Annotated in this window: 11 protein-coding genes; 3 read left to right on the plus strand and 8 right to left on the minus strand. The window is 29.6% G+C overall.

Going from position 1 to position 12,588, the window contains the following annotated elements; translation table 11 throughout:
* The first annotated feature begins 99 nt into the window (after positions 1–99).
* Positions 100–1,455, plus strand: coding sequence for an ABC transporter substrate-binding protein (locus METOK_RS06335; protein WP_013867392.1), 1,356 nt, complete (start codon positions 100–102; stop codon positions 1,453–1,455).
* 83 nt (positions 1,456–1,538) lie between these two features.
* A complete protein-coding gene (locus tag METOK_RS08485) occupies positions 1,539–5,600 on the plus strand; it encodes a CARDB domain-containing protein (protein WP_013867393.1) in 4,062 nt (1,353 codons plus the stop codon).
* Between the two features lie 43 nt (positions 5,601–5,643).
* On the opposite strand, the gene METOK_RS08745 is transcribed toward METOK_RS08485, so the two are convergent.
* Together METOK_RS08745 and METOK_RS08915 are read right to left on the minus strand one after the other, a co-directional pair.
* On the minus strand, positions 5,644–6,219 hold the full coding sequence (locus METOK_RS08745) for a hypothetical protein (protein ID WP_013866559.1): 576 nt from the start codon (positions 6,217–6,219) through the stop codon (positions 5,644–5,646).
* Between the two features lie 186 nt (positions 6,220–6,405).
* The gene (locus tag METOK_RS08915) at positions 6,406–6,660 is read right to left on the minus strand and encodes a hypothetical protein (RefSeq protein WP_232210793.1); all 255 of its coding nucleotides are present in this window, start codon (positions 6,658–6,660) and stop codon (positions 6,406–6,408) included.
* A gap of 303 nt (positions 6,661–6,963) precedes the next feature.
* Here METOK_RS08915 and METOK_RS06355 point away from each other — a divergent pair, with 303 nt between their 5' ends.
* Entirely contained in the window at positions 6,964–8,478 is a 1,515-nt protein-coding gene (locus tag METOK_RS06355; RefSeq protein ID WP_013867394.1) for an AMP phosphorylase, read from the plus strand.
* A 17-nt stretch (positions 8,479–8,495) separates the two neighbouring features.
* Here the strand turns inward: METOK_RS06355 and hjc are convergent, their stop codons facing one another.
* The 6 genes from hjc to METOK_RS06380 form a co-directional block, all read right to left on the minus strand.
* The gene (hjc, locus tag METOK_RS06360; protein WP_013867395.1) at positions 8,496–8,897 is read right to left on the minus strand and encodes a Holliday junction resolvase Hjc; all 402 of its coding nucleotides are present in this window, start codon (positions 8,895–8,897) and stop codon (positions 8,496–8,498) included.
* Between the two features lie 82 nt (positions 8,898–8,979).
* Positions 8,980–9,423: a methanogenesis marker 6 protein gene (locus tag METOK_RS06365; RefSeq protein WP_013867396.1), complete on the minus strand. Its 444-nt coding sequence runs from the start codon at positions 9,421–9,423 to the stop codon at positions 8,980–8,982.
* A 192-nt stretch (positions 9,424–9,615) separates the two neighbouring features.
* Positions 9,616–10,689 (minus strand): nicotinate mononucleotide-dependent phosphoribosyltransferase CobT, encoded by a 1,074-nt coding sequence (gene cobT, locus METOK_RS06370; RefSeq protein ID WP_013867397.1) that lies wholly within the window; start codon positions 10,687–10,689, stop codon positions 9,616–9,618.
* 36 nt (positions 10,690–10,725) lie between these two features.
* A complete protein-coding gene (locus METOK_RS06375; RefSeq protein ID WP_013867398.1) occupies positions 10,726–11,076 on the minus strand; it encodes a DUF2283 domain-containing protein in 351 nt (116 codons plus the stop codon).
* The gene (locus METOK_RS08920; RefSeq protein ID WP_232210795.1) at positions 11,076–11,234 is read right to left on the minus strand and encodes a hypothetical protein; all 159 of its coding nucleotides are present in this window, start codon (positions 11,232–11,234) and stop codon (positions 11,076–11,078) included. Before METOK_RS08920 ends, METOK_RS06375 begins: the two co-directional genes overlap by 1 nt.
* 122 nt (positions 11,235–11,356) lie before the next feature.
* Positions 11,357–12,514, minus strand: coding sequence for a bifunctional 5,6,7,8-tetrahydromethanopterin hydro-lyase/3-hexulose-6-phosphate synthase (locus METOK_RS06380; RefSeq protein ID WP_013867399.1), 1,158 nt, complete (start codon positions 12,512–12,514; stop codon positions 11,357–11,359).
* Positions 12,515–12,588 lie beyond the last annotated feature (74 nt).

The raw sequence follows: 12,588 nt of genomic DNA on the forward strand, positions 1-12,588 counted from the left end.
TATATAATATATCATTATTAAATTTTTCTTGTATATAACTAATAATTAATATAGATGTAATTAATAATACTACTTTAAAAACTTTTTGGGTGAATATGTATGTCGAAAAATATAAATACTCATCCTATGATAATACTAAGTGTATTATCTTTATTAATATGCATAACTCCATCATTTGCAGATGGAGATTACAACCACAGATTAGGCGATATAAATGGAGATGGTTCCATAGATATTGCAGATGTTGTATATCTATTCAAGCATAGAAATGTGCCTATTGAAGATGGAGATTTAAACTGCGATAATTCCATAGATATTGCAGATGTTGTATATCTATTCAAAAACTACGATAAATATAGAGAACCTATACATTACGCTAACGATATAAAAATTACATACTACGACAGTAATGGAAATGAAGTAAATCCATACAATGGCGATTCATACGCTTATAAAATAGTTGAAGATGCCACAGGGCAGAAATTCTTATTAAAAAATGCATCTCAATCTATACCTTCATGGGCAAATGGAAAATATGACAAAGTAATAAATGTTCCATTAAAAAATGTAGTTGTTATGAGCTCTACACATATAGCACTAATGGAACCATTAAATACTGATGGTTCAGTAATTGCTTCCGTTAAAGGAATTATGTGGGGCGGAAAATATAAATGGTATTTCAAAGACATTGAAGAAGGTCTTAAAAATGGTTCAATAATCGATGTTGGTTCATCATACAGTCCAAATTATGATGAAATAATAAACATATCTCCACAGGTTGTATTTGTATATCCTGGATACAGTGGTAATGGTATTATTGCAAAATGTAAAGACTTGAATATAACCTATGTGGCTGATGCAGAATATTTGGAAGATTCATATCTTGCAAGATGTGAATGGGTTAAGATGTTTGCCGCATTCTACAATAAAGAAGATGTAGCAAATAAATACTTTACAAAAGTTGAAAAAAAGGCTTTGAATGTTAGAAGATTAACAAGAGGTAAAGAACCTGTTTCAGTTGCATGGGGTTCAAAGTCATCATGGGGAACTTATGTACCTAAGGCTCAATCCTATGTGGCTAAGGCAATAATGGATGATTGTCACGGAAATTATATATTCAGTGATTATCCTGGAACAGGTAGTACTAATATAGATTATGAAACATTTGCAGAAAGAGCAAAAAGTGCTGATGTTTGGGTTGTGCCGTCATCAACAACTTGGTTATCTTCATTCAAAGATAATAACCCAGGATATGATACCTTTAAATCAGTTCAGAATGGTAGAATATTCTGTATAAGCGGAGATTATTGGCAGTTAGGACTTATGAATACTGATGAAGTATTAATGGATTTAGGAACAATCATACACCCAGATGCCTTTAAAGGAAGAACAACACATTATTTCCTTAGGTATTATCCAAATAACAATACAGCAGTTCCATACACTGCAAATTAATATTAAATAATTATTAATAAAATATTCTTTATTTCTTTTATTATTGATTTTTTATTATATGATATTATACCTGGTGATACCTTATGAAGTGGAAGTTTTTTACACTCTCAGTTTTGATGATTTCATTAATTGGGATGTGTTATGCAGAAAATGTATCCGTAGAGTTAATCCCAAATAATATATCAGCCAATGTTGGAGATACTATTAATTTAGATTTGATTGTAAAAAATGTGCCAGATAACTTAAAATGTGAAGGTTTTGAAACATATATTTATTATAATTCAAGTATGTTGAATATATCAAAGAACGATGTTGTTTTAAAAGATGTATCCGGAAGCATAAGCAAAGAAAATATAACTGTATCTAATGGAGAAATTTGGATTTCATTATGGTTTAGTAAAGATTTTTCAGGTAATTTTACCATAGCAGCCTTATCATTTAAGGCATTAAATGAGGGAACTGGAAATGTATCACTCCACAATACTGTTGTATCTGATGCAAATGGACAGCATATTGAGGATAATCCTAACATATCATTAGTTCTTAAAAACTCAAATATGGATATAATTATCAAACCCATAGCTGATATAATAACTCCTAAAATTGCAAATAGTGAGCTCGGAGAGAATATAACTATTCCTATAATTATATCACCAAAAGAAAATGAAACTATAAATGAAATTTGTGGAACTTTAAGTTATGATAAAACAATAGTGAATCCTGTTAATTTATCATCAAGTGATGGAATAGTTTCATTTAATATATCAAATGGATTCTTTAAAATAGAAAATATTAATAAATCATCAAATTTCACAATAAATGTCACTTATAATGTAATAAATGTAGGATCTACTGCAACTCAGTTAAGAGATGTTGCAATTAAAGATATTGAAAATTACAGTGTCGTTAAAAATTCTGATATTATAAATATTTACATCCCTGGACCGGATCTGGTAATTACTAATATCTCAATACCCTGCTTAAAATCATATCAAGACAATATAATACCAATCACTGTCAAAAATATTGGAGAAAGAAACATTTCAAATAATTTCACAGTTACATTATATATGGATGCTAATGAAATTGGTAAAAAGACAGTAAATGGATTAACTATTGGAAAAACAAAAACTACAAACTTTACATTTATGCCTTTGGATAATAAAAACTACACCCTAGTTGCAGTTGTTGATTCATCTGGAAAAATAAAAGAAACTAATGAAACCAATAATAAATATGTAAAAATTGTTGAAGCAGTTGAACAACCTATTTCACTAAACTTAGTTCCATCGACAAACTTAACAAAAACAGGCGAAACATTTACAGTAGATATTAAATTGAACAACATAACTGATAAAAGACCTGCTAAGGGCATAGATGGAGTTTTAACTTATGATTCAAAAGTATTAAACTGCACAAACTTTACATTCTCAATAAATGCATCAGAAAACCTTAAAAATATAACATTTAAAAATGGAAAGGTATTATTTAGTATAATGGATGGAAATATAACCAAACCAACTGTTATAGGTAGAGCAACCTTTAAAGCAATAAATGTAGGTAACTCAAACATAGGATTAGAAAATGTCGTTGTTTCAGATATAAATGGATACAAATTTAATAAGATATTTATATATCCAAAAACAATGACTGTTGAGGGTCCAGATGCGTATATTAAAAATATATCCGTTGAAAATCCATATTATTTAGAACCTGCAATAGTTAAAGTTGAAGTATCTAATAAAGGACATGCGGATTCAACAGAAACTTTTGATGTCCATTTATATGTGGATTCAAATGACTTAGGAACAAAAACAGTAAATAATTTATCAATTGGAAAAACAAAAACCATATCATTTAATTGGATACCACAAGATAAAAAGAACTATACAATTGTAGCTTTAATAAATCCAACAGTTGATGAGAATGTATCAAATAATAAATTAGTTAAAAAAGTGATGATAGTTGAACAACCTATTTCATTAAACTTAGTTCCATCGACAAACTTAACAAAAACAGGCGAAACATTTACAGTAGATATTAAATTGAACAACATAACTGATAAAAGACCTGCTAAGGGTATAGATGGAGTTTTAACTTATGATTCAAAAATATTGGAATGCACAAACGTTACATTCTCAATAAATGCATCAGAAAACCTTAAAAATATAACATTCGAAAATGGAAAGGTATTATTTAGCATAATGGATGGAAATATAACCAAACCAACTGTTATAGGTAAAGCAACCTTTAAAGCACTGGATGTTGGAAACTCAGAAATTGGATTATGTGGAGTTGCGGTATCGGATATAAACGGATACAAATTTAATAATGTAATTACTACTCCGAAAACTGTTGTAGTTCAAGGACCAAATATTAAAATTACAAGTATAGATGTTTCAAATCCATCATTATACAGAGCACCTACTACAATAAATATAACAATAACCAATAATGGTCATCAGGATATTATAAACAAGTCATTTGATGTTCATTTATATGTAGATTCAAATGATTTAGGAACAAAAACAGTAAATAATTTGTTAATTGGGGAAACAAAAACTTTATCATTTAATTGGACACCAACAGATATTAAAACATATACAGTTGTTGCAATAGCAGATAAATTCAATGCTGTTAAAGAAGAAAACGAAAGCGATAATAAGTTGGTTAAGAAGGTGAATGTTGTTGAAGAACCTGTTTGGCTAAAATTATACAACAGATCTGAATCTAATGGAACCATAACGGCATCTATTGATGTAGACTCCATAAATCCTAAAAGACCTTGCAGTGGTTATGACCTTGGCTTAACCTTAAAAAATGTTGAAATTTTAAATATAAGTGGAATTGGTACATGTTATTGGAATCTAACTAATGGCAGTTTATTTGTAAGTGGATACAACTTCTCAAAATCTGGAAAATTCAATATTGGAAATATAACATTTAAAGTTATTAATAAAAATGATACCTCTTACTTGATAATAAAACATGCAGTATTGTCAGATTGGAAGGGGTATAAATTTAAGAGAATATTCCTAAACAATACAATTACAACTAAAACAATAAATGAAGCATTAAAATCCATTAATATGGATTCTAAAGTATGGAATCTAACTGAATTAGATAAGATAGATATAATCTCTGAAAGCTTTAATATAACAGTAGTTCCAATAGAAAATGATACTCTTAGAATACCTATCTTAGAAAATATATCCATAAACCTTACTGAAGAAAATGTTGAGACTTTGGAAGAGGTTAAACAAAAAGCTACTGAATTTAACAATATTAAAATTGAAAATGAAAATGATATATATAAAATAATAAATAATACGGAAATCAAACCTATCGTAAATACAGGATTTAACATAACAAATATAACAAAGGAAACTAAAAAAGAAAACAATAAAGTGATATCTTCAATTAAATTTAATGTAACAAACACATCAACTAAGGGACTTTCGATAACAAGAATTCCAATAGGTCCTTTAAATGTTGAAGGTATAACTGTAAATAATGGAACAAAAAACATAACCTTAAAAGAAAATGATTATTCCAGTAAAATAGGATGGTATACAATACCAACTAAGGGGGTATTAGAAATAACCTTAGTTAAGGACCCTGAAGTAAATGTTATATTATCTGCCACACTTCCATCAATAACTACAACATATTACAGTGGAGGTGGTGGAAGCCACCATATGACGATAAAAACTTATTCAGATGTAGCACAAGATATTAAATCAGAAAAGATTAAAGAAATCGTTCATAACTACAAATTAATATTAGGTTCAGAAATTGACAATAACATGTCAGCAAAACATCTTAAAAACACATCAGAATTAATAAATAAACCATTGGAAATAAAAGAAGACTGTATATTAATAGGAGGTCCAGTAGCTAACCCATTGGTTAAAAAATTCCTCTGGACATTCCCAGTTAAAGTAACAAATGATTACCCAGGAGCTCATATGGGAGTCATCCAAAAACAGATAATAAACGGACATAATGTAATATTATTGGCAGGTTCAGATAGATACGGAACAAAAGCAGCAGTAGAATACTTTAAAACATTGGATGATATTCCATCAGAACCTATATTCGTAGAATGGAAAGATAACAAAGCAATTAAAATAAATAAACCTTAATTACTTTTTTATTTTTTATTTTTTTAATTTTCTGACAGTGTGATTACGGTATTCCTCTCTTTATTAGTTCTTTACTACACGATTTAACCACTTCATAAAATGATAAACCATATTTATGGCTTAAATATTCTATGCAATTTGAAACTATTGCTAAAAATCTAATAAACCCTATATTACTATTTTTAGATGTTAAATAGTTCCCTTCAATTTTTAAAACTGATTTATCCCTTTGATGCTTTTCTTCTATCATAGGTCTCTTGATATATTCCCCTATTATATTTTCTGCCTTCTTTTTATGGTCTATACATACCAAATACTTGGGTTCCTCCTGGTTTCGAAGCGAATCTGAAAGATTCGCTGACTTACAAAAACCCCTTGGGTTTTTGTTAAGTTTCATTAGCACTGCAACGATTTTAACCCTACCTACATTAGGGATATTAACCACTTTATGATATAGTTTAACTTCTGTTTCGTTAATTGTCCTTAATTTAAACTTATTTTCTTCCAAATCCTTCTTAAATAGTTTTTCTATTTGGACTTTCTTACCAAAATACTCAACTATGATGTTTTTCTTAATTTTCCCAATGTAACATAGACCCAATTTCTTAGACTCCTTCATAACATCCTTTGTAGTTATAAAAGCGTCTCCTATTACCGTCCTGATATCGGTGTTGGATAAGAACCCAAGAATATCTATAAATATATTTGTAGATTTTTTGTTTAAAGGTTTTGTTGTAGTATAAATTGAGTATATCCCTTTTTATTATGATAAATACAGCAATTTATTTGTTCTTGATATAATTTTCTATTGTTCTTCGATGTAATTATATCTAATAATACATCCATAAACCTTTTCACTCCATCTCCTTATGAATGTTGAATCAATTATTGCAGTGAATCTAAACCTTTTATCATTCAAGATATCGGGAAGGCTTGCTAATTGGTTATATACGCAAATCTCATTTTTTGATAGTTTTTGAATGTTTTTGATGATGGTAGTTCTGTGGATTTTTGAAATACTCTCTGAAAATGCTTTAATGGTCTTTATTGGGGTTAGCACTCTAACCTGTGCAAACCTGGATAACTCATCTGAACAGTTAAATCCTAAACTATTTATAGAATTAGTGAGTACATTATTAAGTGTTTCTAACCTGTTATCACTAAACTTTTTTATTTGAGTATGTTCCTTTTAACTATTTTTATTTTTCGATGTTAAGGTTGATATCGTTAAATCACACTATCAGTTAATTATAATTCTCAATGGATTCTATTTTTTATTATTTTTTATTTATTTTATAAACTATATATATTATTAAAACATATATTTTATAATCTCATTATTTAATAGATAGGAGGGAATATTATGCTGTTTTTAAAGGTTAAATATTTAGATTTGGATTTAGAAACTAATGCAATTATTATAAATGAGGAAGACTTAAAAGGAACTGCATATTACCCTCATGATAGGGTTTTAGTGGAAACCTCAGGAGGTTCTTTTATAGGAACATTATACTCAACAAAAACGATGGTATCTCCGGGAGAAGTGGGTTTTAGTAAGACTATCATGCCTATGCCTTTGAAAGAAGGGGAAGAGGTTAGAATAAGACACGCTCAAAAACCTTCATCTTTAAATTATATTAAGAAAAAAATGGAAGGTCAGACTTTAAAACCTCATGAGATACATACGATAGTGGATGAAATTGTATCTAAAAAGTTATCAAACATTGAATTAACTGCATTTGTAGTTTCCAACTATATAAATGGTATGGAAACAAATGAAATTGTCGAAATGACGAAGAGAATGGCTGATACAGGAGAAAAACTTGAATGGGAGAATAGCCCTATTGTGGATGTTCATAGTATTGGGGGTGTTCCTGGAAATAAATATGCACTCCTCACCATCCCAATAGTGGCATCTGCCGGTATAATCATTCCAAAAACCTCATCAAGAGCCATTACCTCAGCAGCTGGGACAGCTGATATTGTAGAAGTCCTTGCAAATGTAAATTTAAATGCAGAAGAGATAAAAAGAGTGGTAAAAGCTACAAACGGATGTTTAGTTTGGGGAGGAGCTGTTAATCTTGCACCAGCAGATGATATCATAATAAATGTGGAGAGACCACTTGCAATAGACCCTAAACCTCAATTGCTTGCAAGTGTTATGGCAAAGAAGATTGCAACAGGTATAAACTACACCGTAATTGATATCCCCATTGGACCTGGTGTAAAGATAAAAAATGAAAAAGAGGGAAACCAATTAGCAAGGAAATTTATAGAGCTCGGGGACTTACTTGGAATTCGTGTTGAATGTGTTTTGACATACGGTGGTCAGCCAATAGGTAGGGCAATAGGTCCTGCACTTGAAGCGAGGGAAGCTTTAATGGCATTAACAGATTTCAAATCAGCTCCAAACAGTTTAATTGAAAAATCCACTTCGCTTGCAGGGGTGTTATTAGAACTTGGAGGAGCAGCACAGCCCGGAAAAGGTAATAAATTGGCATGGGAAATTTTATCATCAGGAAAAGCATTGGAGAAATTTAATGAGATAATAACTGAACAGGGTGGAAAAGAAACAAAACCCGATGAAATTGAAGTGGGAAATTTCAGTGCAGATATAATTTCTCCTGATAATGGATATATAACATATATATCAAATAAGTTAATTACAAATGTGGCAAAAGAGGCAGGAGCTCCGAAGGATAAAAAGGCAGGAATTCTATTGCATGCAAAAGTAGGGGATAAGGTGGATAAAGGGGAAGTATTATATACCATTTATTCGAGCTCGGAAGAGAGGCTAAATGCCGCAGTTAATCTTGCAAGAAGAACCTATCCTGTGAAAGTCGAAGGCATGCTCCTTAAAAGAATTAGCAAATTTTAAATAATAACTTTTAAATTCTAAATAGTAAATTTCATCTGCTTTCCTTCCCCTATTAATTCTTTAAAATCCTTAGCAATAGGGCATATCTTATAATAATCCAATAAATAATTCTTTTTAGATGTTGTTAAAAGATATGGATTTATAAACAAAATTTTTCCATTCATCTTTAATGCAATATATGGCTGAGCTCCGAAAATTTCTGAAAAATTTATAAGTTTATCCACATCTTCCTTTGAAATATAAAATTTTTCTTTTGAGGTTATTTTACATTCTAATGCATAGATATTTCCTTTTTTTCCAACAATTAAATCGATACCATGACTTCCAGCACTTCTAACAACTGCAAATCCTTTATTTTCAAACATTTTTTTGAGCTCTCTTTCAAAATTAGAACCTTTTTTATATTTATATCCTTTCAAATAGACACCATATTAAATAAAATAGCATATTAAATAATAAAAATAGATATAATGCTAATAATATATCAATATCTTATAAATATTATTTAACAGCCTCAGCAATCTTCTTAAATTCATCTATACTTATTTTTTTATTTTTTTCCAATATGGAATTGTATTTTCTGTCAATTTCATCGATATTTAATTCTCCTTTTTCAACCTCTTCCAAACCTTTTGAAATTAGTTCCAATGCTTTCTGTTCTGCTTCAAGTTGGTGAAATCCCTCTCTTGGACCTCCTTTTCTAAATGCCCTACATCTTCTCTTATCCCATATAGGAAATCCCCTATCCTTACAAAATATTTTATTTTTTTCAAGATTTCTAACCATGTCTGCTATTTTATCTACAAGTTCATCTTCCCCTTCAATATATGCTCCAAAACATGTTTCTTTAACTTTTATATCATAATTCAATGAATTTAAATACCTGAATAGCTTTGAAGGAGAAGTATTGGCATCCTCTGCTAAAACAATTACCTTTGTTTTCATACTACCACCAATTACAATATAATTTTAAATTAAATATATTTTTAATTTTTTCAACATTATATCTAAAAATATAATCTCATATCCAATATAATATTTTTATTTTATATATATGTTAGTTATTACATTTTAGTTATATTTTACAATTTATAATTTTATTAATATTTTATTAATTTATATTTTTATTAATTTATATTATTCTACATCTTTTTTAAACCATCTGTAATAGTTTTTCTCAACATAAGCCCTTATATCATCTGGAATTAGCCCATTTACATAAGAATACACTGAAATTCCACCTGCTCCTACACCCTCCTTTACAGAACCTTTGCAGTATGATTTTAAACCTTCAATATGTGATTTATCGTAATTGAATTTTGAAGCGAATATAGGCACATTCTCATCTATTTGCTCAATAATTCCTTTTAAGTCTGCGTTTTTATCATTTAAAACAAATTCTGTTGTTCCTATTGATATCAACCCTGATTTTAATATATTTTCTTTTGTATGGTTTTTATTTATTTCCTTTATAACAGAAAGCACAGAAGCCATTTGAGTTCCACCTGCCAATATTACGGGTTTTCCTTTTTTAACTGATGAGACCGCCATACCTGCAACAACAGGCATCATTTTATCGCCTACTGCATTTAAAATATCAAATACATCCTTTGATTTTGCATATTTTAAACCATTTTCAACGACATTTAATTTTAACTCCTTTGGATTTTTAACAGAGCCTGAGCTCATCCTGTTTTTTGCATCATATCCTAATCCCATTAACACACCCAATGCCGTGGTTGTCCCACCTGGAACACTTTCTCCAATTATTAAAGCATCGGATGTTAAATTTTTTCCAATTATTTCCCCCATTTTAAATAATTCCTTTGAATTGTTCATAGCTCTGCCTTTGTAAATATCCCCCGTTGGTTTTTCATCCACGGAGATATATGGTATTTTTGGTTTTATAGCACTTCCTGCATCCACCGTTAAAACTGGAATATTTTTTAAATCTACATTTGCCCTTGTAATGGTAGCTGGGCTTGGACATCCTGTGGCATCTATTGGTGGTGTTGGTATGGATAAGCTCTTACCCATTATTACGAGCTCCATGTCTGCTGCTGGAGTATATTCAATTACCTTTTTATTTACCCCAGATATTGGAATATATTTTGTGGTTTCTATTGATGAAATTACACAGGAAAATTGGACTTTTTTATTTTTTATTTTATCTAAAAATCCATTATTGTCATTTATAGATATTATTGACATAACACCACCTTATAGGCTTATAGGCAAATATAATATTTAGCAGGTAATTTCCATTTCACCTTCATTTAATCCATTGTAATTTAAACCTTTTATGGTAGATTCTCTAACTATCTCTTTATTTCTTTTCAATACTTCCAATTTCATATTTAATTTAATTACATCCTTTGTTATTTTAATTACAGCTTCAAATTTAATTAAATTTTTTAATAAATCGTATTTATCAACTTTGAATATCTTTGAAGCATCCAATATCTCCATCCCTACAATACCTTTGTTATCAAAATCCAATAAAACATCATCTAAATCAATAGTCATTTTTGATTTTGCACCTTTTTTATATACAAATAAGTCATCATTTTCAAAATCATAATCAACACTAATAGTCATTATTTCTCCCTCCGTTTCCTATTTTGTGGATATATTGTGATTAAATTAATGGACAAAGGTTCTACTGATTTTATACTAATAACTACTACAATATCATACTCTTCGCTGTTCTCATAATACACTTTAAATTTTCCATCCTTTTGTTTTAGTATTCCCACGGGTTTATTTTCAGTTATGATTTTAAGTATTTCTTCTTCATCAGGTAAATCCTCTTCCTAAGTTCCAATCTAATTTCATAGTGTTTAGTTTTATTAAAATTCTCCTTTTGTATTAATTATATTTATAAATTAATATCCTCATCCTCATCTAAGTATAACCTATACTGTTCTATATCATCGCCCAATTTATTTACAATAGCCCTAGCAACTCTTCCCGGGTCTCTTGATTTTGTAATGCCTCGTCCAACAACCAATATATCATACTTATTTTTTAATTCATCGATATTATCTATTGAAACGCCCCCTGCAACTCCCAATATTAATTTTTTGTCTTTTTCATTATCTGTATCTAAATATAACCTATCCTTATTAAATGTTTCCTCATCAATACCCCTATGCACCATTAAAACATCAGGTTTTAATTCTAAGGAATTGTATAATTTCAATGGGTTTTCTATATTTATGGTATCCAAATAACTCATTATTCCACATTTTTCACATTCATGAATACCTTTTAAAATCGTAGCCTTTGGAGCAACACCGCTTAAAACTACTGCATTTGCCGTGCATTCAAAAGCCATTCTAACCTCTACTCTACCCGTATCAATTGTCTTTAAATCTGCCACGATATACCCATCGTAGAGTTCCCTTATATGTTCTATAATTTCTATACCGTATTTTTTAATAAGTGGTGTTCCTGCTTCTATTATTATTCTATCGGTTTTTGGAAGGGATTCGATTATAAATTCCATATTTTCAACTGTGGGAACATCGAGGGCAACCTGTAAATAGGGTGGTCTTTCCAACCTAACATCTCTAAAACCTACCAATGGATGCAATGCCCTATATTTTTCTTTTTTTATTTTTTCTTTTGATGGGTATTCATTCAGAGCTCTGGTAATAGCAAGTTTTGTTGCACCGTAGTAATAATGGAACAGCTTTCTTTTATTCAATGTAGTGTAGGGGACATCTGGAACTGAAACAGTAATTACTATTTTTAAATCTTCATCGAGGTCTAAATCTGCAATGGCTTTTGCTGCACCATATTGTATCACTCCATGTAGGAGCTCAGCTTGTATTTCATTGTCAATGTTATGTCTTGGAACAACAATGGATAACGGTTTTACAATTAAATTATCTCTTAAATTGGCAAATATTGGGGATGGTGTTCTGGTTAATGCGTTTGAGAAAGCAATATCTATTTCGTTTCCTTTACCAATTATAACATTAACTACTGCTTTTAAATCTTTTCCAAGAATGGCTTCACCGAATTTTATCATAATATCATCGATAAATTTTATTTTATTATTTTATATTAATTACTTTAATTATTACTATTTTTAATTATTTTAAT

The sequence above is a fragment of the Methanothermococcus okinawensis IH1 genome (assembly GCF_000179575.2).
Taxonomy (GTDB): Archaea; AGJL01; Methanococci; order Methanococcales; family Methanococcaceae; genus Methanofervidicoccus; species Methanofervidicoccus okinawensis.

Coding starts and splice junctions, on each gene's coding strand:
- METOK_RS06335 (WP_013867392.1), top strand. CDS start 100: ATGTCGAAAAATATAAATACTCATCCTATGATAATACTAAGTGTATTA.
- METOK_RS08485 (WP_013867393.1), top strand. CDS start 1,539: ATGAAGTGGAAGTTTTTTACACTCTCAGTTTTGATGATTTCATTAATT.
- METOK_RS08745 (WP_013866559.1), bottom strand. CDS start 6,219: ATGAAGGAGTCTAAGAAATTGGGTCTATGTTACATTGGGAAAATTAAG.
- METOK_RS06355 (WP_013867394.1), top strand. CDS start 6,964: ATGCTGTTTTTAAAGGTTAAATATTTAGATTTGGATTTAGAAACTAAT.
- METOK_RS06365 (WP_013867396.1), bottom strand. CDS start 9,423: ATGAAAACAAAGGTAATTGTTTTAGCAGAGGATGCCAATACTTCTCCT.
- cobT (WP_013867397.1), bottom strand. CDS start 10,689: ATGTCAATAATATCTATAAATGACAATAATGGATTTTTAGATAAAATA.
- METOK_RS06375 (WP_013867398.1), bottom strand. CDS start 11,076: ATGACTATTAGTGTTGATTATGATTTTGAAAATGATGACTTATTTGTA.
- METOK_RS06380 (WP_013867399.1), bottom strand. CDS start 12,514: ATGATAAAATTCGGTGAAGCCATTCTTGGAAAAGATTTAAAAGCAGTA.